This is a genomic window from Bradyrhizobium sp. Bra64 (genome assembly GCF_024519875.1).
Taxonomy (GTDB): domain Bacteria; phylum Pseudomonadota; class Alphaproteobacteria; order Rhizobiales; family Xanthobacteraceae; genus Bradyrhizobium; species Bradyrhizobium japonicum_G.
Map to the genome: position 1 here is coordinate 157,213 of NZ_JALJRD010000012.1, position 25,926 is coordinate 183,138.

Below are 25,926 nucleotides of genomic sequence, written 5' to 3' on the forward strand. Positions count from 1 at the left end.
CGCCGGCTTGATCCCTACAGCGTCTCGAGGCGATCAAGCTCCCGCCAGATGTCGGCGGGCGCGAAGATCGAGAAGATGGCGTGCGGCCGGTCGAGCATGTTTTTCAGCTTCGCCGTCACCACGGCTTCATTCTCGTTGTTCACCGCGAGGAGACAAACGAGAGGCGCCGACGACTTCTTCAGCTCATCCGGCGAACGGATCGCGATGCGAGAGCCCGGCATGAACAGGCCCTGACGCTCCTTCTGATCGTCGATGGCGAAATCGACCAGCGAACCGAGCTCGAGCGAGTTGGTGTACGTGCAGGCCCGGCATCCGGCGCCATACATCACGATGTCCGTCCCTTTGGCCTTCAGGCGCGAGAGCGCGGGAACCAGGCGGCGCCCATAGTCGCGGGCCAACTCGCCGAACTTCTCCGCCGCCGCAGCCGATGCGCCGCCGTCGAACGCCGGCGGGTTCAGCTTGCTGCGGCGTGCCGTCACTGCAAGCGAGCCGCCGCTGAAATTGTACTTTTTGACGGCAACGGCCTCGAACCCCTTGCGCGCGAGCAAGGCCAGCAGCGTCTCCTCCGTGAAGTAGTTGACGTGCTCCTCCCACAGGACGGAGATGTCGCCGGCCGCGCGGCCCGGCGCGAAATCCGGAACGGCGATGAACAGGTAACCGTCATCGGAGAGCGTGCGGTCGATACAATCGAAGAAATTCTCGAAATCGCCGATGTGCTCGAGGACCTGGCGCGACACCACGAGGTCGAACTTGCCGTGACGTGCGACGGCGTCCTGACAGATCGCCGGGCTCACCATGTCGCAATGGACTTCGAGCCCGCGCTTTCGGGCAATCTCGCTCGATACTGAATTCGGCTCGACGCCGACAAGGGCCTCTGCACCGCGCTTGCGCAGCTCTTCGAGGAAACGGCCGTCGTTGCAGCCGATCTCGAAGACACTTCTCGGCTTGACGAAGGAGTGGATGGTGTCGAGCTCGTCGGGCTCGTGCGGCTCGACCTTCCAGCTGCTGAAGTTGAAGTTGAAGTCGCGATACAGGATATCGGGATCGATCGGCTCGGCGATTTGCGGCAGTCCGCAGGCATCGCAGACTTTCACGGCGAACGGAAAACGCTCTTCGCTCTCGTCCCGTTGACGCAACATCCGGTGGGCAATCGGCATGGGTCCGAGGTCGATGACCGGGCGCAACCGATCGGAGCGGCAGAGACGGCAGAGCTGCATGGTCACAGGGTCTTTCCGATTTTCAAAGCGAGGCGACTGTTCTGGGAACCTTGTTAGTCGGAGCCAACGGCCTTCCGTACCACGTCGGCGATGTTTGCGGCATGCAGGCCGAACGTTTCCATCAGCCATTCCTGGTTGCCGTAGTCGCTGGCGAAGACATCGGGAATGCCGATCCGGCGTATCCTCGGCACGCGCCCGTCGAAGCGCTCGACCAGCGCATCGGTGACGGCACTGCCGAGGCCACCAATGACCGTATGTTCTTCGACCGTGACGACGAGACGGGATGCGCGCGCGTATTTTTCAATGGCGGCGACATCCAACGGCTTCACCGTCGGCATGTGCAGAACGTGACAGGCGATGCCGTCCGCCGCCAGCATCTCTGCGGCCTGCAGCGCCTGCGTGGTTGCAACGCCGGTTCCGACGAGCAGGACCGGGTTCGATTTTCCGCCCTCGGCTTCGCGCAGCAGATAGGCTTGCCCGATCGCGAAGCCATGCTCCGGCCTGGTCACCACCCGGTCGCCGCCCTTGCCGAGCCGTATGTAGATCGGGTGCGGCCAGTCCACCGACACGGCCATGAACCGCTTCATCTCCTCGGCGTCGGCCGGCGCGACCACGGTCATGTTGGGCAGCGCCCGCATGATCGCGATATCCTCGATCGCTTCATGCGTGGGGCCCAGCGGTGCGTAGACCAGCCCGCCGCCGTTCGCGATCAGCCTCACCGGCAGGTCGTGCACGCATAGATCGACAGCGACCTGCTCGTAGCAGCGGCGGGTGATGAAGGTCGCAATCGTATTGACATAGGGAATCGCACCGTCCAGGGCCATGCCGGCTGCCATGCCGATGACGTTCTGCTCCGAGACGCCTTCCATGTACCAGCGGTCCGGAAACTGTTCCTGCATGCCGGCCAGCAGGCCGGGGCTGAGGTCGGATCCGATGAAGACGACGCGGTCATCGGCCTTGGCCAGCTCGTACACCATGTTAACGCAGGTCTGTCGCATCAGCGCGGCTCCAAGGCGGCATAAAGGCGCTCGCCGAGCTCGGCTGTAACCTTCGACTTGTGATGCCATTCGGGGTCGTGCTCGGCGAACGGGAGCCCCTTCCCCTTCACGGTGTGGCAGACGATCGCAGTTGGCCGGCCGGCATCGAGCGGCACACGTGCGAAAAGCTTCTGCAGCTTTGCAACGTCATGGCCATCGACCTCCTCGGCCGCAAATCCGAAAGCCCGCCACTTGTCGAGCAGCGGCTCCAGTTCCTGGATGTGAGCGGTCGCGCCGGCAGACTGGATCTTGTTGTAGTCAATGATGGCGACGAGATTGGACAGCTTGTGCTTGCCTGCGGAAAGCGCCGCTTCCCATACCGAGCCCTCGTTGATTTCGCCGTCACCCATGATCACGAAGACGCGGCTGTCGCGCTTCTGCATGCGGGCGGCCAGCGCCATGCCAACGCCGATCGAGAGGCCGTGGCCGAGCGCGCCGGTCGAGGCCTCGACGCCGGGCACCTTGCCGTGCTCGGGGTGACCGCCGAGGATCGATCCCTTGCGGCAGAACGTCTTGAGCAGATCGGTCGGGAAGTAACCCTTGTCGGCCAGCAGCGCATAGAGGGCGAGGCATCCATGGCCCTTGCTCAGAATGCAGCGATCGCGCAGCGACCAGCCCGGCTCGCTGGGCCGATGGCGCAGCACGTCGTCATAGAGCACGCGCAGAATTTCGATCGGCGACATCGACGAGCCGACGTGACCGCGCTCACCACCGACCAGGGCGTCCACCACCAGGCGCCGCAACCAGATCGATCGTTCATCAAGTGGCAGGCTCTTTGGAGACCGGGCAAGAGCAACCGAATCGGCAGTCATCGTGGAGGGCTTTCGGGACGGGGTTGTTCCGCGGATTTCTTCAGGCGATAGAGCGTCAAGGTGGTGGAGCGCTCGCTCGTTGGGGCATAATCCTTGTTGATCAGATTGACAAGCTGCTCGGAGGCGTCCGGGGCTTGGTTCAGGGGACGGTTATCGACAAAGACGAGGTCGGCATCCCTGAACGAGCGGTCGACGAAGGCGGGGTCAAACGCGAACATCAGCGGCATGAAGACCGATTTCGGCGGGCGTTGCGCTTCAGCCAGATAGGCCCAGTCGACGAGTGATACCACCAGGGCACGCTGATGAGGCGGAACATGCCGCTGGATCAACGCGATGTCGTCGGCCGATATCCCGGTCAGTAGCTGCGGCCAATCCCACCCCATCGTGTCGGTGCTCGCGAAATAGTCGCGGTAGGAAAGCTCGTCGTACAGATGCGAGGGTGCGACGATCGCCTTGGCAAGGCTGGGATAGGCTATGTAGGCCGGCAGCCCGTAAGGATACGGGTTCGCGCGATCGGTGACCTTGAGAAGAAACAATCCGGCCGCAAGAAAAGGCGCAGCCGCCACGCCGACACGCGTGGCCCTGCCCGCTTTTGCGAGGGCGATACGCGCTCCGGAAGTGCTCCAGAGAAAATGCCCCCACCAGCAGATCACAACGATGAGCGGCGCGGCATTCTGGTGCCACTCGGCATCCAGCGAACGATTGATCCATTTCGTCAGCATGCCGAGACCGACAAAGGACAGCATCGCCAGTACACCTGCGACCTGCCGTTCGCGCACGCTCAAGGCGTCAGGCCGGCACCACATGAAAAACCAGAGCCCGCCGATCGTGACGATGGCGACGGTCGGCAGGGGAAGGTTGTAGAACACGCTCCAGATCGTATTCCACCGCACCACCTCGCCGTCCCACCCTCCTGCGTAGGCCATGATCGGCTGCACGGCGGCAGTCAGAAACGACCAGGATAGCGACGACGGCCCCAGAAATAGCCAAGACACGGCAAAGAACATCGCGATCGATCCGACCACGAAAATGACGATCGTAGCGAGCTCAAGCGGCCGATTGCAGCGTGAGATGAATATCCCGCCGCATCCCGCCAGGATCAGATAGAGCCCGACCTCGGTATGCCAGAACAAGGAGATGCCGGCGAAGATCGACATCACGAGCACGGGCGCCAAGCGCTGCCGCCCTCCACAGAACCAGCCGAAGGCGAGCACGAACGGAAACAGCAATGGATATCGGGCCGGATATGCCGAGGGGGCATCGAACGCAAGATAAGTCGAGAAGTTCAGTACCGCGGTGAAAACGGGCGCGGCGAATGCCAGCAGCCGACTGCCGGTCAAAAACATCAGCAACAGATACTCGGCGCCATAGAACAACAAGGTGATTGCGACGGTCAGCTCGACGGCGCTGATCGCTACGTTTCTCCAGCCTGATCCCATCAGGTACGAGAAGGCCGGCCCCAGCCCCGGGCCGTAGTGAGAGTAGAAATCCAGACCAGGCGTCAAATGAGAGCCGTAGCTGTAAAGCCCCGGACCAACGAAATAGCTGATCTTCGCGATGCTGATGCCGATGTGCGCGGCCAGCCGGTCGCTACTTGCAGGGAGAAGCAGCATGCAGATGGCGACGATCGCAATCGCGTCGACCCAATTCACGCGGCGGGCGGTCGACGCAGCGATGACCGCCGGCTCGTATTGTCCGCGCCGCCAGCGAAGCGCAGCGACAACACTCGCCAGAGCCATGCACAGGAACAGGAATTGCAGACCCGTGCTTGCAGCCAACAGACCGAGGTGGGTGAGACCGACGATTGCAAACAGCAAGATGGCATTGCCGGGCGGCGGCATCTGACGCGCAGCGACGCGCCAATTGGCCAGGACGACCGCCACTGGGCCGAACATATAGAACGGCAGGTACAGAATGCGGTCGCGCAGTTCCGAATGAGTCAGATCGACGCCCGAGGCAATTGCGCTCTTCAGCGCCACCCACAGCAGCGCACATGCGATGAAGACGGTCAAAGCTACGTGGATCGAGAACCAGAATCGGGTGGGAATCTCGGCGAGAGCGGGTGCCAACAAGGCGACCTGCGATGCTGCCCGATCAGACTCGGCACTGCGCTCGAATGAAGCCTCGCCGTCACCGTGCTGTGCGCTTGAACTCATCGGGACGTGGCACCCTTCTGCCGATGCACGTTCGTTCTCGAAAGCAGACGCCGCCCGCCATCGCGCGCCGCGCGATAAATTCGATAGCAACCAATTGTAATCATTACATATTCCGACACAAAGAATACTACAATTGCCGCGTCAGCCGGTTACGACCTTCGCGAGCAGGCTATGAAAATGCATACCGGCTTTATCGCGCCAATCAAGAACTGATCTCGTTATCCGGACCAGGCGTTGGATGAAGGCCTTTCACGCGACGCGGCCTTCCGGTCGCCGTCATGGAGATTCCGCCTTCGCGTAGACAAGCTGCGGCGCTTTCGCTTGCCCGCAATCCCCCCGCTGTGATTACTTCCCCCGCCCGGGTGCGGATGCTATCAGGGCCGTCGGTGCACAGGCAGTCGCCCATCGTGCATTGCTCAAACGTTCCACTGCGTGAGCTTGTGTCTTCACCGTCATCGTCGTGGTCCTGAGCGGCCTGGCCTCAGCCCTGAATTCGCGTTTATGAACAACTCTCCCATCGGCCAAAACGAAAGCGTCGACTATCGTCCCGATATCGATGGACTCCGAGCGATTGCAGTCGTTTCGGTCGTCGCGTTCCACGCGTTTCCCGGCCTCGCGCCGGGCGGGTATGTCGGAGTCGACATCTTTTTCGTGATCTCCGGCTTTCTGATCTCCTCGATCATCATGAAAGGTCTGGATCAGAACAGCTTCAGCTTCGCCGACTTCTATGCCCGGCGCATATTGCGGATTTTCCCTGCGCTGATCGTGGTCCTGGGATCGTGCCTGATCTTCGGCTGGTTCACGCTGGTGCCTCACAAATATCAGCAACTCGGTCAGGAGATCGAGGCCGGCACGACCTTCGTGGCAAACATCCTGTTCTGGCGGCAATCGGGATATTTCGACACCGCAGCAGAGGCGAAGCCGCTGCTGCATCTGTGGTCGCTGGGCGTTGAAGAGCAATTTTATATCGTTTGGCCGCTGGTACTTTACCTGTGCGCTCGCGCGCGCATGAAGCAGTTGCCGGTCATCGTCGCCATCATGGTCGTTTCATTCGCGGCGAATTGCTACGCGGTCAGGATCGAGGCGGCCGACGCCTTCTACCTGCCGCACGCCCGATTTTGGGAGCTACTGGCCGGGGCAGTTCTCGCCTGGTTCAAACTTTCGGGCGCGACACGGGTCAAATCCGCCATCGACCAGTCCTTTCAGGCTCGCACCGGCCGCACGATCTCGCTCGCCGACCTGGAATCCGTCATTGGATTATGCCTGATCGCGATTGCTCTCTACCGTCTGAACAAGGACAGTCTCTTTCCCGGCTGGCGCGCATTATTGCCGGTGGGAGGTGCGTTCCTGCTGATTTCGGCCGGCCAGCAGGCGTGGCTCAACCGAAATGTCCTTTCAAATCGCGCGATCGTCTTCATCGGTCTGATCAGCTATCCGCTTTATCTTTGGCACTGGCCCGTCCTGTATTTCATCCGAACGAACGTGCTCGTTCCCTCCACGGCCCAACTTGTCGGCGCCATGGCATTGAGCGTTCTTCTTGCATGGCTCACGTATGTCGTCGTTGAGCTTCCGCTCAGGCGCAGCAAATCTCGCTGGCGTTCCCTCAGCCTATCGGCGACGGCGACTGCCGCAATCATGGCAGCGGTGCTCGGCGCCGGCTTTGCAGCCAATATCACCAACGGGCTTCCGCAACGAAACCTGGACAACGTTGCGAGCGTGCTGCAGTACCGGAAATACAACTACTGGATCGACTACAGGAACGACCACTGCCTGCTGTTCGGCAAGGAGCAGATTTTCTCGCCGATTTGTGTCGAGGCAGACAAGATCGCTGCCGGCGCTCCGGTGCTGGCCATCTGGGGCGACTCCCATGGCGCCCATCTTTACCGCGGGATCAAGGACAACCCGGCAAGCGACAGGTTCGCCATCGCTCAATTCACGTCGAGTTCCTGTCCGCCCGTCTTTGATTTCGACAAGGTTGGCGTTCCGCTCTGCCGTCCGATCAACGACTCGATCCGAAAGGAATTTGGGGAGATCAAACCCAAAGTCGTCGTGCTAGCTCATGACTGGCCGCAATCGGAGAAAGAGGACGCGCTCGACCGACTTGCCGGGACGGTGGAAATCCTGAGGAACATGGGGGTTGAAAGAATTGTCCTGATAGGCCCGGTGCCGCATTGGGAGGGAACGCTGCCCGATGTGCTGTCACGCTATGTCGGTGAGCACCATTCGGCGACGTTGCCCGGCCGCATGACCTTCGGAGTGGTCCACCACATGGAGGATATCGATCGCGATATGGCCGGGCGGGCCGCCACCCTCGGGATCGAGTACATTTCGCCAATCAAGCAGCTGTGCAATACGGATGGTTGCCTGACCATGGTGCCGGACGCACCCGATATTCCAATGGCGTGGGATGCCGCGCACTTCACCCGCGAAGGTTCGCGCTATTTCGTCAATCTCGTTGCCGAGAAGCTGTTTGCCCTGCCCCGGCTTGGCAGCACCGCACCGGCAAATACGCTGACCCGCTAGGTCGAGCTATCCGCGGTCTCGGCTCTGGCAAGCATCGCCTTCGCTTTCTCGAGCTGTTGCTCCAACACGTCGCGGTGCTCGGCCTGAACGCCGGCCGCGACCCTGCGCGCCCATCGCTCGGGCAGGAATTCGTTGAGCAGGATCATTGTCCATCGCAGGGCATAGAGCGGCAGGCAGACGCGCAGTCGCACGTCGAAACCGCGTTCTGCGCCGAACAGGCCGACCATGCCCTGGCGGAATTGCCGCGCAAGATCGGGCGACAAATTCATGCCGGGATGCAACATGAAATCGCATGTCAGCTTCACCGGGTCATCCCAGCCGAAATATTCGAAATCCAGGAACACGAGACGCCCATCCGGCCGCTGCAATGCGTTGTGAAAACCGAAATCGGACGGACTAAGGCAACGGGCGGACGAATCGAGCGGTGCGTCGAAATCCACATGCTCTCCACGGCACAGTTCCTTCGCACGCTCCACCGTACGAACGGCAGTTCCGGCAAATCGGACGGCGAGAAAAGCATCGAGATGTGCGTGCGAAGCCGCGGCGTCCTTCAGCACCGCAAACCGCCGCTCCACCTGCGCAACAATATCTGCGGGACTGAAGCAGGCCTCGGACGCGGTCGGCATCATGGCAGCGGTTTGGTGGCCGGAAAGCTTAAGCAGTTCGCCCACGAATGCTATCGCCGCCTCGACCGTGGACGCATTTGCCACGGGGGACTGTCCGTCGATCCAGTCATACAGTGCGAACCCTGACATGGGATCAGAGGCCAGCGGCGCCGGTACCTGCGTCGCACCGGCCTGTCGCATGAACTGAAGGGCCCTGAACTCCGTAGCCAGCCGGTCGCGCGGATCGGATGCTTGCCGGGGATATTGCTTGAGCGCAAAGCGCGCGCCGTCGACCGCGGTGATCCGGAACAATCGGTTGTTGCCGCCGGCTCGCACCGGCTCGATCGATCGTATCGGAGCCCCGATCAGATCGACCGCGATCCGCGTGGTCTCGTCGAGTATGTTGGCCGCGGCGGCTTCCGGTTCGCCAAGGACATGCCGCGTGATATCAGCCCAGGTCGCCTTGGCGATGATCGCACCGCTGCCGACGGGCGCGTTCCCAGACGTGAACAGAACCCGGCTGACGTCGCCTGGAAATGCCGGATCTACGAACACTTCCTCGAGGTCGTCTATGAAAACGGTGCAACCGAGCATCCCGATGCGCGCGATCTTCTCGGCGCGCGTGTCTGCGAAGAAGACGTTTGGGCGCACGAGTCCGCTGCGGTCCTGCTCGAAGAAGCCCCGCGCCTCCATCCAGCGCAAGGCGCCCTCGCGCAGGTCGGCTCGCGTCTCGTCATAGTTCGCAAATCGGGTCTTGTGGCTGACGATGAACAGGCTGAGTCCGCGCCGATGAGCCGCCTCGAAGAACTCCATCACGCCGGGAAACGGTACGGCCTCGTGCATGCGCGGCCCGTAGACCTCACCTTGCAGGACCTGCCACTTGATTTCGCCGTGATCGAGCTTGCGGACCGAGTCGCGCAGCTGCTTCTTGGTGCCCTCGAAATCGGCGGCAACCCAGCCTCGCCCGCGCGCGGCCTCTACGAAAACCGCGTCGTAATTCGCGATAGTGTTGTCGAAATCGACTCCGATCCGCACGAAACCCGCCTACTTCAGCTGTGACCCACCCGGGGCGCTCCGAGGCCCGACTCGGCTGGACGCCGGCCGTATCGCGTCAACCAGGCCACCGATCGTCCCCGCAGAAAATATGTCATGTCGACCTCTCCGAGGGCGGCATTTATCCGGGAATAAGGTTCGACGAGCACTTTGTCGATTCCTAAGTTTCAGCCGTTCCAGGCCGTTTTTGCAGAGCCCCGTTCGCAGTTTCCGGCGCCGGCCACGCCAGGCGGGACGTCCGGCAAACGGAGCGGAGGCCCATTCCGGTTTCTTCGCGTAGGGCCCTTCCAGTCGGCTTGCGATATCAGCTATAATTCGGCGCAGCACGCGGGAGTTGTTTTGCATGATCGACACGGCGTTCGTTTCGGCCGAAGAGCAGTCGTTAACCAACCGGTTCATCGACGAGGGGTTCATCACGACCCCGGCGGATGACCGCGCCGGGCTTGATCGGATTCAGCGGCGGGCCGCGGAACTCGCGGCGGATTTCCTGCGCCTGCCCCATTCCAACGATCCGCAGGATCTACTGGACAACATTCATACGCGGGTCAGCGTCGCCGAGCTCAACGCACTCCGAATGCACGTGATCACCGGTCTCAATGCGGAGCCGTGGCTGCGCCCGACCTATTTCCGCCTGGCGCGCTCGACGATCGAGACCATCGTCGGCAACGAGCTCTGCATGCAGCGCCGGGTCAATCTCAGCATCCAGCTCCCCGGCGACGACTCCTCCCTGCTCGCCACACATTCCGACGTCTGGTCGGGCGACTCGCCGTTCGAGGTCGTGGTATGGGTGCCCCTGGTCAATGTCCACCGGACCAAAGCGATGTACCTGCTGTCGCCGTCCCTGAACGGCGAGATGCAGGACCGGATGGCGAGCCTGCGCAGCGCTGAGGAGCTGTACAAGACGATCAAGCCGCACGCGACCTTCATCGAGATCCCCTACGGTCACGTGATGCTGTTCAACCAGACCCTGATGCACGGCAATCGCGTCAACGAGGAATCCAGCACGCGCTGGAGCATGAACTGCCGCTTCAAGAGCATCATGTCGCCCTACGCGGACAAGCGCTTCGGCGAGTTCTTCGAACCGATCCTGCTGCGCCCGGCGACACGGGTCGGAATGCAATACAAGCTGCCGGGAGGCTTCCATGGCTGAGCAAGCCGGCCATCGCGGCTATATCGGCGCCCGGCCGCTGAACGGCAGCCGCACTCCGCAGCACGTCCAGAACATCGTGATCCGCGACTACGCGAAGCGGAAGAACCTGCAATATCTGCTCAGCGCCACCGAGCATATCATGCCCGGCAGCTACATGGTGCTCGAGGACATCCTGGACGAGTTGCCGCGGCTGCGCGGCCTGATCCTCTACAGCATCTTCATGCTGCCGCCCGACGAAGCGCGGCGACGGGAGATCTACGACCGCGTGCTGCGCGAGGGCTGCGACCTGCACGCAGCCGTCGAGGAGATCACGCTTTCGTCGCGGGACGGCATTCAGGCCGTCGAGGACATCCTGCTGGTCAACAAATTCGCGACCATCCTCTGACAATGTCGCGAACAGCCTGTGGCGACCATGGCTTCATCTTCTTCGAGTGAAACGACCGAGCTGCGCCGGACGACGTCGCTACGCGCGCAGAATCCGGAAGTCTACTATTCCAATGACGCCATCGTCACTGCGGACGACGCGACGATCAGCGAGCTGAAACGCATCGCCGCAGGCAATCCGCGTTTGCGCAGCCGGCTATGCACGCATCCGGATCCATCGTCCGGCCTTCATGAGATGCTGATCGTGCATCATCGCGAGGCCTATGTTCGACCCCACATGCACCTGGGCAAGCCGGAGTCGTTTTATGTAATGGAAGGAACCGCGCAGGCGGTAATCTTCGAAGACGATGGCCGCATTCGCGACGTGTTCGAGATGGCGCCCTACGGACAAGGCTCCCTCTGCTACTACCGGATGCCCGAAAAGGTGTTCCATTCGCTTCTGATCACCTCGGAATGGCTGGTGTTTCACGAAACCACCGCTGGCCCGTTCGATCCGTCTCGCACGGCCTTTCCCGACTGGGCCCCTGATGGCAGCGATGCCTCAGAGGTCCACGAATACGTGGCGAGGATCGCCATGCTTGCCGCCGGGCATCGAGCCGGGCAAGGCAAGGTTCTGCGAGCGTGAGCGTCTTTGCCGGTTTCGATGATTTTCGCATGAAGACTGCCTCGAAAGCAGCAGCTCACCGTTCCTGGAGACGGCCAGGCATTGCCTATGTCTACCTGGCAATGGCACTGGCGATCGCCGCGAGCGTGCCTGCGCTGTTCGCGCGCCAGGTCTTCGGCGACGACTGGACCGTCTACTACATCTATTGGACCCAAGGCGCAGTCGGTCTTGCGCGCCTGCTATGGGAGGCAGCCCATGCCGGCTTTGCCATCCCCATGACCGTGTCTGTTGCGCTTTTGCCCGACATGCCCGATCTCGCCGCGCGGCTCGCCGGACTGGGTTGCCATATCGTGAACGGCATATTGCTTTACGCCGTTCTCTCACGATCACCGCATACAAGGCGGATCAGGGACCTCGTCACGGCGCTGTTCCTGCTCAGCCCATTCTATGCAATTCGCCTGACGCAAAACGCGGTCTATGACTTCTTTCTCCTGTTCTATTTGCTGTCCTACGAGTTGAGCTACTCGAAGGTCCGGGCGCTCCGATGGACGGCGCCGTTCAGCCTGCTCTTCGCATTGTCCCTCGAGACACTGATCGCCCTCGAGCCGCTCCGCATCGTGCTGGCGCGGTCCCCGACCGAACGTTGGACGCAGACGCTCGCACGTCTTGTTCCGTTCTGGCTGGCCATCGCGGTCATGATCGTGCTGCGGCTGACAATTCTGGGAAAGAGCGGTCACTACGCCGGGCAGTATGGTTTCACGCCTGACATTGCCGTCATCAGCCAGGCACTGGCTACCCATCTGCTGGCCTTCCCGCGCGGCCTCGCCTACGCATACTCCCAAGGCTTCAAGCTTCTCGGCCGCCCCGTTTCGACCATGCTGACATTCGCAGCGATCGCCGTATTCGTCCTGTTCTCATCAGGCGCACTGCGGACGTCCTGGATGCTCAAGAGCCGCGCCTCGACCGGAAGCCTGCTGCTTTTGCTGCTGTTGGGAGCCGCAATGGCCGTCCTCGGCGCCATTCCCTACGCGCTTGCCGGGCTCTATGGCGACATGGGACGGGGCGAATCGAGACTGCTCTTTCCATCGCAATTCGGCATGTTGATCCTGATGGCCGCCATCATGCAGATGATTCCGACACCCCGTCTTCGTACGGCGGCCGCTGGTGGCGTGATCACAATTTTCGCACTTTCGTTGGTGCACGATTCCAAATGGCTGCTGTACGACGGGCTGGTCACCGGTGACATGCAGCGGCAAGTCCGTGCAGCCTTGCTGGCGGATCCCGAGCCCAAGGTCGTGAAGCTCCTGATCTCGGACAGTTACGGCATTCCATTCCGCGCGCGGTGCCTTGCGGCAAATGACATGAATGTCGCACAAGCGACGCTGCGTGACGAAGGTCGAGGACGATCGTTTGTCTACACCGACTTTTGCGGGGATCTTACTTCAGGGGCCGCCTCGCGCGGCCGCTGCTCGATTTCCTACCTCGAATTCTTTCCTTGCCCACAACGCCAGGAGACCTGGCGTTATCGCGCCGCGCCCGCGATTCCGCCGCTCAATGACATGAGCTTGTTCGAGATCCTGAGGGAGGTCCTCGAGGATGCTCCTTCAGCCACCGGAGGCCGTGGGGAGCTCATGCAATTGAAGGATGGCGAGCCGACGCCCCTGGCGAGAGCGGAGTATCGGCCGCCGTGCCGACGGCCTGGCGTCCGTGGGGCGGCTTGGCTCCTAGCCCTGCCGTCACCCGCATGCGATGAAGCATCTCCGGGAGTTCAGTAGAACGTCCAGATCGAACCTGGACCCGGGCCCGGCAACTTAAGAATTGTGACGCAGCCTGCGGCGCTATATAGGCTTCAGCGACGCCGCGTGTGTTTTGGCGCCGATGTTCGCCCGTCATTCCGCAAAGAGCCCGAACAGTGACCGACTCTTGCCGCCTCAGCCCTTCGACCGATCCGTGGCCGGTCATTGACCTCTCGAGCGAATTCGGTCGGCGCGCGACAGCCACAGGGGCGCAGCATGGCTGAGGACAAGCTTTTCAACTATTACGAACGTCAAAACATCCTGCCGACGTTCGCGAATTTCAAGTCACCCGGCGAACTCGATGCCTATGCCCGTGCGCGCCGCGAGCTGTTTTCGGACAAGCTGGTGTTGCCGCCACGCCTGTTCCGTGACGCCGAGGTCCTCGAGTTCGGTCCGGATTCCGGCGAGAACGCCCTGGTGTTTGCCGGCTGGGGCGCAAACATGACGCTCGCCGAACCGAACCGGCAGGCCCACGCGCGGATTCAGGCCTATTTCTCGCATTTCGGGCAGACCGCCCGCCTTCGCGAGCTGGCATCGTCAGATGTCGAAGGATTTGGGAGCGATCGCCGCTTCGACGTGGTCGATGCCGAAGGCTTCATCTACACGATCCAGCCGAGCGCGACCTGGCTTCGCATTTTCCATCGCCTGCTCAATCCGGACGGATATGCCATCGTTTCGTATTACGAGCGCTACGGCGGCTTCTTCGAACTCGCGCTCAAGGCCATCCATGCGGCCGGCAAGGCCCTGTCGGAACGTCCAGCGCTGGAAACGGCGAAGCTGCTGTACGAGGCGAAATGGAACAGCATTCCGCACACCCGCAGCTTCGAATCCTGGCTGATGGACGTGCTCGAAAATCCCTTCGTCCGACGCCGGTATTTCCTCGATGCCGTGGAATTGTGCACGTCGGCGCATGAACTGGGGTTCGACATCCATTCGGCATGGCCGTCGTACCACGACAATGTTGACGTCTACTGGCACAGGAAGGTCCTGTCCTCCGACGAAAAGCTGCGTCGCTCCGTGCGCCATCTCGAGCGGAGCCGACTGAGCTTCCTCGGCGGACGAAAGCTCTATCTAGTCGGCAAGTCCGACGCGGTGAGCACGATCACGACCTTGATCGAAGGTCTGCTCGTCGACGTCGACAGGCTGATCGACGACCCCTTCGGAGACAGCCTTCCCCGTGTGATCTCGAGCCTCGCCGAATTGCGCGACACAGCGCGCGCGACCGAGATCTTCGCTGACGAAGCTGCCGACATCGCAGCAATCAACGCGACGCTCGACAGTTTCCATCGCATCTTCAGCGCGATCGGACAGCGCGATTTTTCCGCGGTCACGGCCCTCACCCGAACTGAAGCGGCGTTCATCAACACCTGGGGACAGCCGACGCACTTCCTCGTCGTTCGCAAGCGTTTCGAGGAAGAGTAGCAAGTGCGTCCTGGCATTGGCATCATCGGGACCGGCATGGTCGGCCAGATGTGCCATCTTGCCAATTTCGTTGCCAATCCCGCTTGCCGCGTGGTCGCGATCGCCGATCTCCGACCGGATCTCGCTGCCGCGGCGGCGCAAAAATTCGGCGTCACACGAGTCTACGCCACACACCGGGAACTGCTTGCCGACAACGAAATATCCGGCGTGGTCGTGGTGACGAAACGCCGGGCCACGGGCCCGATCGTCCTGGATGCGCTGAACGCCGGACGGCACGTGCTGTCGGAGAAGCCGATGGCCTACACGACGGCCCAGGCAAGCACGCTCGTCGCGGCTGCCCGGCGGCAGAGCCTTGTCTACAGCATCGGCTACATGAAGCGCCACGACGCCGGCGTGGCGCGCGCGCTGGCCGAGCTGGCGCGCATTCGAAGCGAAGGGACGCTCGGACGCATGATCGGCGCGCGAGGCTGGTGCTTCGCCGGTAACACCGGCGGATCGCGCGAGACCTTCGTCATGACCGGCGAAACCCGGCCCGACGGGCTCGAGCTCTGGCAGGACGGTCCGGACTGGATGCCGATCGCGAGGCGGCCGGGCTACGACAACTTTCTGAACGTCTTCAGCCACATCATCAATCTGGCGCGCCATATGCTCGGGCCTTCGCCCGCTGTCGCCGAAAGCAGTGTCGAAGTCTCCGGCGCCGCGCGCCTCACTCTCGACTTCGACGGCGTCGGCTGCGTGCTGGAACTTGCAAATGGATCGGAGGGCGCCTGGCGCGAAGGACTGACGATCAACTTCGAGCGCGGCGCCGTGACCATCGAACTGCCGGCTCCCTTTGCCGGGGAAGAGGCGCAGATCATCCTCGACTGCGATGGTCGTCTCACCCGGCTGCCGCGCGAAAAGAGTTGGGCCTTTCGACGTCAGGCCGATGCATTCGTCTCCGATATCATCGAACGAAAGGCTCCCCTGGCGTCCGGCGAGGATTCGATCGTCGACATTGCACTGGCAGAGGCGGTCTGGAAGCGGCAGGTCACTGGCTAGGCTTCGCGCCTTCGATCGGCAGGATGCCGGCGATCGGCCCAACGTCGATCGTGACCTGCGCGAGTTGATCCAGGAACTGCGATACATCGCAGCGCGCAAGCAGCCGGCAGGCGTAATATCTCCGAGCCAGCACCATGTTCGGCGCGGCGGCGGGGCCAGGCTGCAATGAGATCGTCGCCTGCCGTCCCGACGGATCGAAATGGCGGAACGCGCTTCCGGGCGCCGTGCGCGCCTCTTCCATTTCCCGGAGGATCGACGGCCTCTCCGCACGCAGCGCGAAACCGAAGAAGGGCTGATTGCCCCAAGCGAGCCGGAGGATGCCGCTGACCTCGGCGAGACCGAACGGCACGTGTCGCGACGGGAAATCGACGAAGCCGTCGTCGAGCGCGAAGACCGTCGCAGCCGGCTGGGTCCGGCTGGCGAGAGCGCGCGCCAGGGCCTCCTGCTTCAGTGTCCTCGCCTGCATGAAAATGTAGCCGTTCCACAGCATGCCGATCGACAGCATCGTTCCCAATCCGAACACGACTGCAAAGGCGAGGCCGGGACGGGTCCAACGTTCGGCCGCCCGCTTGAAGGCGAGCAGCGTCAGCGCCGACGGTAGGCCGAACATCAGGAGATGACGGCTCTCATAGAAATGCGATGTCGCAGGCCTCAGGCCGGCGATGAGATAGGGGAGCGACAATGCCAGGAACAGAATTACGGCGAGCGCGAGCGGCAGGGCGTTCAAGCTCCGACAGCCGGTCGGCTCTGTGTCGGAGCGCAGCAGCATCAACGCGATGCCGACGAGGACCGCGGCAAGGATGAAGAGCTTTGGGCTGTCGACCGCCGCGTGAAGGGTGTTGACGACGACGTCGGTGTAGCCGGTGGCAAAAAAGACCCTCCACCCCTGCACCAATTCGCCCAGGTTCGGTAAATGGGCGTTGTAGTGCTGCGCATATACGCCGCTACGCTTGAACCAGACATTGAGCGCGCCCCAATAGACCAGAGGCAGCACGACCAGTTCGGGATAAGCCACGGCGCAGCGCCAGGCCGCGCGCCATGTGCGGCGAACGAAGCCCTGCCCCGCGTCACAGGCCCGCCAAAAGGCAACGAAGAGACCGAACATCAGGAAGGCGTAGAGCACGATCGTCGAGTTCAATGCGAAGCTCAGCAGGAACACGAGCGCACACATCACGCGGAGCAGCAGGGATCGCAAGCCGCCGGCGCCATAGGCGAGACTGAGCAGCCACGCGCCGACGAACGACAGCCCAAAGCTCAGGACGTAGACCGCGTTCGCCTTGCCCGCCCAGAGCTGGTAGCCGGGATAGGTCCAGACGATCAATGCAACGCCGACGGCCTCGGCGCGGTCGAGCAGATTGAGCCGCGTGGCCGTCAGCACCAGGCATGTCGCGCCGAAGAGAATTCCGGCGATCGCCATCGATACCATCGCGACAACCGGAGCGCCCGTCCAATTCGCGAAGGTGTCGTAGCTGTAGAAAATCGGATGGCCGGCACCGGACAGCAGGAAATCGATGTCGATGACGAAATCAGGACGCGGCTTGAGCACCAGCCAGTCGTCCATGAAGAGACCGTCGTTCAGCAGCATAGGCGCGTGCGCAGCCAGCAACACCACGAGGAGGATTGCTATCGGGCGCAACAGCAAGGATTTGCCCGGACGGTGGAGGAAGGTCATCGGGCGTAGATTTCGCACGCTTGCCAGAGCCCCGCAAGGGAGCGAAGCCGGCCTCCCTTGACCGGAAAAATCCGACCACCTATAGACTTTTCAGTCTGGATCGGCCTGAGAGGCAACCGGGGCGATTTTCCGCAAATGAACATGCTTCCGGGTCCCGCGCAGATCGCTGCGATTTGTCTCAGTGCCGCGCTTCCGCTGCTTTTGATGTGCTATGCGCGGATCATTCGCGGATCTGGCCGTCGCTTTCGGCTGGGATGCGTGAGCGTGGTCGTTCTCTTTGTCATCGCCTGCATCGCGATTCCGGGTCAACGAAATCTTGACGACGTGCTCGGCGGTCTCTTCCTGCTGGCGACGGCGATCATGCTTTGCTACGTTTTGTTCAGCCTGCTGGCCTGGGGTTTCACGCTGACGCTGCTCACGTCACTGGTCCAGGCCGGGCGCCCCCTCACCTCGGAGCAATGGGCCGCGGCCTACATGCAGGGCGGCGACATCGGGACCTTCGCGCACAATCGACTGAAGCTCCTGACCGGTTCGGGACTGGTGATGACGACCGATGACAAGCTGGCGCCGACGGCCAAGGGGTTGGCGGTGACTTATCTCGTCAAGCTGGTTCGCTTGTCGACCGGCCTTGGGTGAATTTTCGATGTCCTTTGCTGTCGGGTTCATCGCCGCCATCGCCTTCGCCCTGCTGGCACCAGTCCTGCAATTCATGGCCCGCGCTTTCGCGTGGTCGATTGCGCCGGTGATCCTGCTCGCAATCGGTGCAATCGTCTCACATGGTTTCGGCGTCGTACTCGGCGTTTTGATCGTCCCGCAATTCCGGTATTGGGACGCCGCCTCGATTTTCGCGTTTTGCGTCATGGGCTATGTTTTCGCCTTTGGGGCGGTGTACAAGTCGGTTTCGCTTGAGATCCTGCTGAGCCTCGTCGACCGGCCGGAGCGGACCGCCCCGCTATCCGAGGTCGTCGAACGCCAGGTTCCACATCTGTTCCAGGGACGAGCTAAGATTCTTGTCGATGGCGGGCTGGTCGAACAGGTCGACTCGCGCTTTGCCGCGACTGCGGCCGGCCGGAACATGGCAGGCCGCATCGGTCGTTTGCGCCGATTCTTCGGCATTGGAGACACGGGCCTCTACGACTTTATCGATTAGTTGCCTTGAGGACACGCCCCCGCCCAATTGTGACAGTTCCGCAGACCGGTGTGTCGGCGCGATGTTGTTCGGTCGGCGCGGATGACTTAGAGTTGCATCCGGTTTCAACCGTACAGAGTGGCCGGAAACGGCAGTATCCGATGACATCTCCCAAGGCCGCCAAAAAGCTGACCATCGTCATTCCGGCATTGAACGAGCAGGACAAGATCGCCGACACCATCGACGGCGTCTTGCCGCTGGCCCGCGAGCTGCTCGACGATTTCGAGATCTTCCTGATCGACGATGGCAGCGATGACGCGACCGGCGCGATCATGGACGACTACGCGACCAGGGATTCGCGGATCATCGTGCGGCATCACGCGGAACGGCGCGGCGTCGGCGCTGGCTTCAAATACGCGCTGTCCCATGCGAAGTTCGATGCCATCACGCTGATCCCCGGCGATCACGCCTTTCAGGACGAAGGCATCGCCAGGATGTTCAAGGCGGCGGGCGCCGCCGACATTGTGATCACCTACCGCGACAATCAATCGGACCGTTCCGTCAATCGCTCGATCCAGTCGCATTCGCTGCGGTTCATCCTCAATTGCCTGTTCGGCTTCTGGTTGTCCGACTACCACAGCATGATCATCTACCCCGTGAAATGGCTGCGCCAGATCGCGGTGGACGTCGACGGCTACGGCTACCAGATCTGCTCCCTGATCTCGCTGCTCCAGCTCGGCCTCACCCACGTCCAGGTGCCCGTGAGCCTGAATGCGGAGCTGAAGGGATCATCGCGCGCGCTGCGTCCGCACACCTATCTGCAGCTCGGCCAGACCATCCTTTCGCTGCTTCGCCGCGTGCCGATCCGCAACATTGATCTCAGCCAGGTGCCTTCGGACGCCGGGCGGACCGCTGCTCGCTGAGCGGCGGTCGAAGACCGCGCGCGCGACCATCGGGTCGCGACAGGTCTGTCTCAGGCCTTGAGGGCCTATCTCCGGGATTCAAGACGCGAGACCTTGTCCAGCCCGCCAGCAACTAATCTAACTATTTGATTTCGCTGGCAGGAGTGGCAGGGCTCGAACCTGCGACCCCCGGTTTTGGAGACCGGTGCTCTACCAATTGAGCTACACTCCTACGAACCTGCGTTGCCGCGGCTCAGGGCCGCTTTCAAGCACAGAGGGCGACCGGATTGCAAGGGAGAAGCGCACCGGCGCCGCTTGTTCACACCGCGACTTCTGGGCGAAGGTTGGTCTCCAACGACAAGAACAACCCGGGAGCCCCCATGACCGCCCAAGCTGCCACGACAGCCCCCTCCACAGCCCAGACTCCGCCTTTGCCGGAAGCCCGCCCCGAAACGCTCGGGCTGTCGCGTCCCCGCCTCCAGGCCATGTCGGACGCTTTCAAGCGCGAAATCGACAAGGGAACCGTTCCCGGCGTCACCGTGCTGGTGGCGCGGCGGGGCCAGGTCGGCTGGTTCGAGGCGCTCGGCAGGCAGAACCCGGCGGCCCCGGCACCGATGGCGCAAGATTCGATCTTCCGGATCTTCTCGATGACCAAGCCGATCGTCTCGGTTGGCATCATGGCGCTGGTCGAGGACGGTTACCTCCTCCTGAACGACCCTGTGGCCAAATTCATCCCGGAGTTCGGCGATCAAAAGGTCGGCGTGGTCAGCGGCGGCAAGCTGGAACTGGTTCCGCCCAAGCGGGCGATGACGGTGCAGGACCTGCTCCGCCACACCTCGGGCCTCACCTATGAGCACCAGGGCGATGGCCCCGTGCACAAGATCTACCAGGACTCGCGGGTACGCAGCCGCAAGATCACCAATGCCGAGCACGCCGCGATGGTGGCGAGCTTCCCGCTGGTCTGCCATCCCGGTGACGAGTTCAACTACAGCCGCTCCACCGATATCCTCGGCCGCATCATCGAGGTCGCCAGCGGCAAATCACTCGGCGCGTTCCTGACCGAGCGCGTGCTTGCCCCGCTCCGAATGGCCGAGACCGGCTTTGCCACGAGCGAGGCCAATGCCGGTCGGCTGGCCGAGCCGTTCGCGGCCGATCCCTGGACCGGCGACAAGGTCGCGCTGTTCAACATGCTCGAGCAGCCTGTGATGGAGTCCGGCGGCGGCGGTCTCGTCTCGACCACGATGGACTATGCCCGCTTCGCGCTGATGCTGCGCAATGGCGGCACGCTCGACGGCAACAGGATCATCGGCCGCAAGACGCTGGAGCTGATGGCCTCCGATCACCTCGGGCCGCACGTCGTGACCAACGGCACGCTGCTGTCGCCCGGGCACGGCTTCGGCCTCGGCTTCGCCGTGCGCCGCGAGGCCGGCATCGCGCCCTTCCCCGGCAGCGTCGGCCAGTATTTCTGGAGCGGCATTGCCGGAACGTTCTTCTGGATCGATCCGAAGGAGGATCTGTTCGCGGTGTTCATGAGCCAGGGCCCGGGCCAGCGCGACTACACGCGGACGCTGGTGCGGGATCTGGTCTACGCGGCGGTTGAGTAGCCTTTTCAGGCACGCGCCAACACGGCAGGCTCCGCAACAGACGGCGCGGAGCCAACCTGGCCTTGTGCCATGGAGACGACGATTTGCGCCGCCTCGCGCAGCGAGGTGGCAAACAGATCGGCCTTCGCCGTCTCACGCAGCTCGTCGATGTTTGCGACGTCCTCCGCCCAGCATCCAACCATGATGGACGCATGCGGCAGCTTGCGGCGAAGCCGGCGCACCGCGTAGCGCAGATGCGCCGGGCTCGTGATGCCGACATAGCCCAGACAGACCAAGGCCACGCCTGACGTCTCGAGACGGAAGATGCTGGCGGTGGACAAGGCCTCCGGTCCTTCGACACGGCTGCCGACGCCATGCGCGCGGCACAGCTGCGCGAGCATGATCGCACCGGCCTCGTCGAGCATGGTACGGCCGCCAATGCAGAGCACGGCATTTTCGCCGCGAAATGGCTCCGCAAGTTTGGCTGCATCGAGCACGGGGATGTCCGGTCGGTCACTGGCCGGGGCGACGGTTTCGACGGCATCGGCTGCTTCGGCATCCTCGGTGCGCTCACTCCCGACGGGACGGCCGTCATCCAGGTCGGAGAGATCGTCGACAAATTCAACCACGGTATCGCGGATGCGTGCGAGCCGGATCTGGTCCAGGGCAGCGCGGTCGAGGTCCGATTGGGCCAGTTGCATACCCTTGAGCGCGACTTCATCGTAATAGGCCGCGAGCGACCGCTCCTTGAGAAATTGCTCGGCCTTTTCGGCCGCTTCGGTCGGGTCCCCGGCCAGCATGCGCTGATAAAAGATCTCCGGAGGCGACAGCGCCGGGCGATCGCCGAACATGACGTCCAGAAAGGACAGCCTTTCGACGTGGCGGCCCAGGACGACCAGACAGACGGTGAGCGGCGTGGCGAGGACCAGCCCGATCGGTCCCCACAGCGCCGTCCAGAACGTTGCCGAGACGACGACAGCCACGGGCGAAAGCCCCGTGGTGTGACCGTACAACAGAGGTTCGACGACCTGCCCGACCAGCGGTTCGATGACGAAGAAAAGCGCCGCCGTCCAGGCCAACATCCACCAGCCCGGATCGACCGCCACCGCGAGCGCAAGTGGAAACGCCGCAGCTATGATCGAGCCGATATAAGGCACAAAGCGAAGCACGGCCGCGAGAATGCCCCACAGCGCTGCGCTGGGAATCCCGATCAGCCACAGGCCGGTTCCAATCAACACGCCGAAACCCGTATTAAGCATGAGCTGATTGAGGAAAAGCCGGCTCAAGCGAGCCGCTGCGTCGTCGAGTGCCGCGGTCGTCCGTTGCAGATCGTGTGAGCCGGCTAGCCTGATCAGGCGGTTTCGAAGATCTTCGCGCTGAATCAGGATGAAGATCACGAAGATGACGATGATGCCTGTCGTCGCCAGCGGCGACACCAGGGGCGCGATCAGCGAGCGCAGGCTCTCCAGCGCGCCGGGATCAGGCTGCAGCACCTCCACTGGGACGGGCTTGACGCCGGGGTGAGCCGGCGTGCCGGAGGTCAGCGGGTTGGCCGGCGCGACCGACTTGGGCTTGTCCAGCTCCTTGCCCAGGTCCTGAAGCATCTCGGCGGCACGCTCGAGCGTGGAACTGCCCCCTGCGACGCCGCGCACCGACTGGATCTTGGACAGAATCGTGACCTGGTACTTCGGCAGATCGCCAGCCAAGCCGTTCAGCTGCGTGGCGATCACGCTTCCCAAGGCGAAAATGATGGCGAAGGCAAACAGCACGACACCGACGACAGCCAGCGCACGCGGGGCATGGAGACGCTGCACCAACCTGACGGGTGCTGCAAGAACGAAGCTCAGCAGAATGGCGAGCGCGACAGGAACGAAGATTTCCCGCCCGAGATAGAGCCCCGCGACGATAATGACGCTCAGGATCGCCGCGCCCACCGTGACAACCATTGCGGAGACGTCGTCGGCGGATTGCGGCTTGATCACCGTGGGGATCATCTGTCTCGCTTTTCGCCCTCGCCCACCCTACCGGTTGACGATGAATGCGAGGGCTAACGAGCCGGAAAGTGGTTGGTTCCTCGCCGGACCGGCTCGGCCAACCGTCTTCCCTCCTGCGCGAGGCCCTCAGCTGATCGTCGCGCCGCCGTCGATCACCATGGTCTGGCCGGTCATGAAGTCCCCGGCCGCGGATCCCAGGAACACGGCGGCACCGGCGATCTCGTCGGGAATGCCGATGCGCAGCAGCGGTGAGCGCGCGGTCGACGCCTTCAAATTCTCCGGATTGTCCCACAGCGCTTTCGCAAAATCGGTCTTGATCAGGCCGGGCGCGATGCAGTTCACGCGGATGTTGTGCTTGCCGTATTCGCAGGCGAGGTTGCGCGCGAGCTGCATGTCGGCGGCCTTCGAGATCGCGTAGGCGCCGAGGATGGTCGAGCCCTTGAGACCGCCGATCGAGGACACGATGATGACCGAGCCGTCCTTGCGCTCGATCATCTGCGGCACCACCATCGAGATCAGCCAGTTGTTGGCGACGATGTTGTTGTCGAGGATCTTCCTGAATTGATCGTCGGAGATGCCCGCGAGCGGACCGTAATACGGGTTCGAGGCGGCGTTGCAAACCAGCACGTCGATCTTGCCGAAGGCGCGGTTGCTTTCGTCGACCAAATTTTGCAGATTTTCCTTGGACGAGATGTTGGCGGCGACCGCGACCGCCGTGCCCTTGCCGAACTTGCCGTTGATGCCCCTGGCGACTTCCTCGCAGACGTCGGCCTTGCGCGAGGAGATCACGACCTTGGCGCCGTGCTCGGCCATGCGCTCGGCGATCGCAAGCCCGATGCCGCGCGTCGATCCGGTGATGACGGCGACTTTCCCCTTCATGTCGAACAAGGTCATGTTTCTCTCCCAGAGTGCGTTATGATTGGTTCGAAGCTTACGCCGCGTCCGCGCGAGCGGATAATGACTTAGGCAAGTTTTGGCCTCAGGCGAGCTTCTTGACTTCCGGACCCGCCAGCTGATGCATTGCCGCGTGCGCATCGTCCGCGATCCACGGCTGCTGGTTCACCATCGGCAGCCGCCAGACCGTGCGCTCGGGGCTTGCGAAATGATCGAGCCGCGTGATCGAGCAATTGTCGATGTCGAACGACAGCGCCTTCTCCAGCTGCCCCTCGAGCGCGAGCCCGAGCGCCGCCTTGATGGTGCCGCCATGGGCGACCGCGATCACGTCCTGGCCGGCTGCCTCGGCATTGATCCGCTCGATGGTGCGGCGCGTGCGGTTGTAGAGGTCCATGAAGCTTTCCCCGCCGGGCGCGGGCTCGTTGATGTCGGCGAACCAGCTCGAGCCGACGGGGCGGCTTGCGATGAACTGGGCGCGGTTCATGCCCTGCCAGCGCCCGAGGTTCTGCTCGGCAAGGTCTGCTTCCCACTTCATCGACGCAGGCCGGGGAAAGCCGGCCGCCCAGATCGCTTCGGCGGTCTGATGCGTACGCATCAGATTGCTCGAGTACCAGACTGCCTTGCGTGGCAGCACCTTGGCAACAGCATTGAACACGTAGGTGTCGCTGGTGTCGCAGGCGAGATCGCTCTGGCCGTAGATGTTGCCGCCGTCATTGCGCACCGGCGCGTGACGGACCCACCACCAGCGTGTCGTGACCACATTGGGCTTGTCTGCGCCTGCCATCGAACCCCTTCCATCCCGTGTGATGTCGCTGTACGTCAGGTGTGAACGTGTCTCAAGACACTTTACTGTTTCAAATTCTGTTTGAAATTCCGTCGCACGGCAAGCGTCGCGCGCGCACAAAGGGAGAAACGCATGGGCCGTCTGCAAGGCAAATCCGTCATCATCACCGGCGCCGGCAGCGGCATCGGCCGCGCCGCCGCGCTGCTGTTCACCAGGGAAGGCGCAAAGCTGATCGCGGTCGACCGCACCGAGGCGGTGAAGGAGACCGTCGACGAGGTGAAGAAGGCCGGCGGCGTCGCGGAAGCCATGATGGCGGACGCGGGCTCCGAACAGGACGTCATCGCCGTGATCGACAGGGCGGTGAAGGCGCATGGCCGTCTCGACGTGATCTGGGCCAATGCCGGCGTCAGCGGCGGTCTCGTCCCGCTCGGCGAGCAGACCGTGGAGCAGTGGCAGGAGGTTTTGCGGATCAATCTGATCGGACCGTTCCTCGCGGTGAAGCATGCCATGCCGCACATGGTGAAGCAGCAGTCCGGCGCGATCGTGCTCACCGCGTCCGTCGCCGGTCTCAAGGCCGGCGCCAGCGGTCATCCCTATGCCGCGAGCAAGGCCGGCGTCATCAGCCTGGTGCAGACCACGGCGTATTCGCTCACCGGCACCGGCGTGCGCATCAACGCGGTCTGCCCGGGCCTGATCGAGACCGGCATGACCAAGCCGATCTTCGACCGCGCCAAGGAGCGCGGCACCTCCGACAAGATCGGCCAGCTCAATCCGCTCAAGCGCCCCGGCCAACCGCACGAACTCGCCGCGATGGGATTGTTCCTGGCCAGCGACGAAGCCTCGTATGTGAACGGCCAGGCGTTCCCGGTGGACGGCGGCCTGACGGCGTCGATGCCGTATACGGGCAAGCCGGTTTAGCACACAGTGTCGTCACGGCCTTCGCCGGGACGACGGCGGAGAGATAGCGAGCCGGCTGCATCAACCTCGTCATTGCGAGCAATGACGGAGTGCGGGGCGACGCCGTCGCTCTTCTCATTTCGTATTTTCAATTGCAGACACGCCTTCGCATCCTCGCGGCCTGTTCGCCCGAGCTTTGCTTCGTCGCCTTCCCCCCAAATGAAAGAGGGCGCAGGGAAGACCGGGTGCCGGCTGGCACCCGCGGTCCACTGTG

General features: G+C 62.7%; 23 protein-coding genes and 1 tRNA gene. 13 read left to right on the forward strand and 11 right to left on the reverse strand.

All coding sequences use genetic code 11. The annotated features are described in order from the left end of the window. Window positions 1-14 precede the first annotated feature (14 nt). From NR187_RS28140 to NR187_RS28155, 4 genes are all read right to left on the reverse strand, one after another. Window positions 15-1,217 carry a class I SAM-dependent methyltransferase gene (locus tag NR187_RS28140; RefSeq protein WP_211386719.1) on the reverse strand — a complete coding sequence of 401 codons (1,203 nt, stop codon included), beginning with the start codon at window positions 1,215-1,217 and terminating at the stop codon, window positions 15-17. Window positions 1,218-1,270: 53 nt separating this feature from the next. Beyond that, window positions 1,271-2,284: a transketolase family protein gene (locus NR187_RS28145; RefSeq protein ID WP_256808397.1), complete on the reverse strand. Its 1,014-nt coding sequence runs from the start codon at window positions 2,282-2,284 to the stop codon at window positions 1,271-1,273. Beyond that, on the reverse strand, window positions 2,215-2,997 hold the full coding sequence (locus NR187_RS28150) for a transketolase (RefSeq protein ID WP_249129550.1): 783 nt from the start codon (window positions 2,995-2,997) through the stop codon (window positions 2,215-2,217). The genes NR187_RS28145 and NR187_RS28150 overlap by 70 nt, the downstream gene beginning before the upstream one ends. A 65-nt stretch (window positions 2,998-3,062) precedes the next feature. Further along, window positions 3,063-5,222, reverse strand: coding sequence for a hypothetical protein (locus tag NR187_RS28155; RefSeq protein WP_211386673.1), 2,160 nt, complete (start codon window positions 5,220-5,222; stop codon window positions 3,063-3,065). 501 nt (window positions 5,223-5,723) lie between these two features. Between NR187_RS28155 and NR187_RS28160 the strand changes: the two genes are divergently transcribed. Beyond that, window positions 5,724-7,745 carry an acyltransferase family protein gene (locus tag NR187_RS28160; protein ID WP_211386674.1) on the forward strand — a complete coding sequence of 674 codons (2,022 nt, stop codon included), beginning with the start codon at window positions 5,724-5,726 and terminating at the stop codon, window positions 7,743-7,745. On the opposite strand, the gene NR187_RS28165 is transcribed toward NR187_RS28160, so the two are convergent. Further along, a complete protein-coding gene (locus NR187_RS28165) occupies window positions 7,742-9,043 on the reverse strand; it encodes a phosphotransferase (protein ID WP_349643120.1) in 1,302 nt (433 codons plus the stop codon). The genes NR187_RS28160 and NR187_RS28165 overlap by 4 nt on opposite strands. A 96-nt stretch (window positions 9,044-9,139) precedes the next feature. On the opposite strand from NR187_RS28165, the gene NR187_RS28170 reads away from it, so the two are divergent. From NR187_RS28170 to NR187_RS28200, 7 genes are all read left to right on the forward strand, one after another. Next, a complete protein-coding gene (locus NR187_RS28170) occupies window positions 9,140-9,409 on the forward strand; it encodes a hypothetical protein (RefSeq protein WP_211386676.1) in 270 nt (89 codons plus the stop codon). Between the two features lie 337 nt (window positions 9,410-9,746). Further along, window positions 9,747-10,553 (forward strand): sporadic carbohydrate cluster 2OG-Fe(II) oxygenase, encoded by an 807-nt coding sequence (locus tag NR187_RS28175; protein ID WP_211386677.1) that lies wholly within the window; start codon window positions 9,747-9,749, stop codon window positions 10,551-10,553. Beyond that, window positions 10,546-10,938: an LIC12192 family sporadic carbohydrate cluster protein gene (locus NR187_RS28180; RefSeq protein WP_211386678.1), complete on the forward strand. Its 393-nt coding sequence runs from the start codon at window positions 10,546-10,548 to the stop codon at window positions 10,936-10,938. The genes NR187_RS28175 and NR187_RS28180 overlap by 8 nt, the downstream gene beginning before the upstream one ends. Before the next feature lie 27 nt (window positions 10,939-10,965). Next, window positions 10,966-11,562: a WbuC family cupin fold metalloprotein gene (locus NR187_RS28185; RefSeq protein WP_211386720.1), complete on the forward strand. Its 597-nt coding sequence runs from the start codon at window positions 10,966-10,968 to the stop codon at window positions 11,560-11,562. Continuing rightward, window positions 11,559-13,316, forward strand: a complete 1,758-nt coding sequence (locus NR187_RS28190) for a hypothetical protein (RefSeq protein WP_256808398.1) — start codon at window positions 11,559-11,561, stop codon at window positions 13,314-13,316. The genes NR187_RS28185 and NR187_RS28190 overlap by 4 nt, the downstream gene beginning before the upstream one ends. Before the next feature lie 237 nt (window positions 13,317-13,553). Beyond that, complete coding sequence (locus NR187_RS28195) at window positions 13,554-14,759, forward strand: class I SAM-dependent methyltransferase (RefSeq protein ID WP_211386680.1); 1,206 nt, start codon at window positions 13,554-13,556, stop codon at window positions 14,757-14,759. A 3-nt stretch (window positions 14,760-14,762) separates the two neighbouring features. Then, window positions 14,763-15,797 (forward strand): Gfo/Idh/MocA family protein, encoded by a 1,035-nt coding sequence (locus NR187_RS28200; RefSeq protein ID WP_211386681.1) that lies wholly within the window; start codon window positions 14,763-14,765, stop codon window positions 15,795-15,797. Here the strand turns inward: NR187_RS28200 and NR187_RS28205 are convergent. Next, window positions 15,787-17,382, reverse strand: a complete 1,596-nt coding sequence (locus tag NR187_RS28205) for a hypothetical protein (protein ID WP_249129552.1) — start codon at window positions 17,380-17,382, stop codon at window positions 15,787-15,789. The two genes, NR187_RS28200 and NR187_RS28205, sit on opposite strands and share 11 nt — an antisense overlap. Window positions 17,383-17,526: 144 nt before the next feature. Between NR187_RS28205 and NR187_RS28210 the strand changes: the two genes are divergently transcribed. From NR187_RS28210 to NR187_RS28220, 3 genes are all read left to right on the forward strand, one after another. Beyond that, the gene (locus NR187_RS28210; protein ID WP_256808399.1) at window positions 17,527-18,105 is read left to right on the forward strand and encodes a hypothetical protein; all 579 of its coding nucleotides are present in this window, start codon (window positions 17,527-17,529) and stop codon (window positions 18,103-18,105) included. 7 nt (window positions 18,106-18,112) lie between these two features. Next, window positions 18,113-18,619: a hypothetical protein gene (locus tag NR187_RS28215; RefSeq protein WP_211386682.1), complete on the forward strand. Its 507-nt coding sequence runs from the start codon at window positions 18,113-18,115 to the stop codon at window positions 18,617-18,619. 140 nt (window positions 18,620-18,759) lie between these two features. Next, window positions 18,760-19,521, forward strand: a complete 762-nt coding sequence (locus tag NR187_RS28220) for a glycosyltransferase family 2 protein (RefSeq protein ID WP_211386683.1) — start codon at window positions 18,760-18,762, stop codon at window positions 19,519-19,521. Window positions 19,522-19,656: 135 nt separating this feature from the next. Here NR187_RS28220 and NR187_RS28225 read toward each other — a convergent pair. Beyond that, window positions 19,657-19,732, reverse strand: a tRNA-Trp gene (locus NR187_RS28225). Window positions 19,733-19,880: 148 nt separating this feature from the next. Here NR187_RS28225 and NR187_RS28230 point away from each other — a divergent pair. Beyond that, window positions 19,881-21,104 carry a serine hydrolase gene (locus NR187_RS28230; protein WP_211386684.1) on the forward strand — a complete coding sequence of 408 codons (1,224 nt, stop codon included), beginning with the start codon at window positions 19,881-19,883 and terminating at the stop codon, window positions 21,102-21,104. 5 nt (window positions 21,105-21,109) lie between these two features. Here the strand turns inward: NR187_RS28230 and NR187_RS28235 are convergent, their stop codons facing one another. From NR187_RS28235 to NR187_RS28245, 3 genes are all read right to left on the reverse strand, one after another. Further along, complete coding sequence (locus NR187_RS28235) at window positions 21,110-23,077, reverse strand: AI-2E family transporter (RefSeq protein ID WP_211386685.1); 1,968 nt, start codon at window positions 23,075-23,077, stop codon at window positions 21,110-21,112. A 126-nt stretch (window positions 23,078-23,203) separates the two neighbouring features. Next, a complete protein-coding gene (locus tag NR187_RS28240; RefSeq protein WP_256808400.1) occupies window positions 23,204-23,971 on the reverse strand; it encodes an SDR family NAD(P)-dependent oxidoreductase in 768 nt (255 codons plus the stop codon). 85 nt (window positions 23,972-24,056) lie between these two features. After that, window positions 24,057-24,755 (reverse strand): histidine phosphatase family protein, encoded by a 699-nt coding sequence (locus NR187_RS28245; RefSeq protein ID WP_211386687.1) that lies wholly within the window; start codon window positions 24,753-24,755, stop codon window positions 24,057-24,059. A gap of 132 nt (window positions 24,756-24,887) precedes the next feature. On the opposite strand from NR187_RS28245, the gene NR187_RS28250 reads away from it, so the two are divergent. After that, window positions 24,888-25,673 (forward strand): SDR family NAD(P)-dependent oxidoreductase, encoded by a 786-nt coding sequence (locus NR187_RS28250; protein WP_256808401.1) that lies wholly within the window; start codon window positions 24,888-24,890, stop codon window positions 25,671-25,673. On the opposite strand, the gene NR187_RS28255 is transcribed toward NR187_RS28250, so the two are convergent. Next, window positions 25,670-25,926, reverse strand: a 257-nt coding sequence (locus NR187_RS28255) for a hypothetical protein (protein ID WP_256808402.1), incomplete at its 5' end; no start/stop codon positions are given. The two genes, NR187_RS28250 and NR187_RS28255, sit on opposite strands and share 4 nt — an antisense overlap.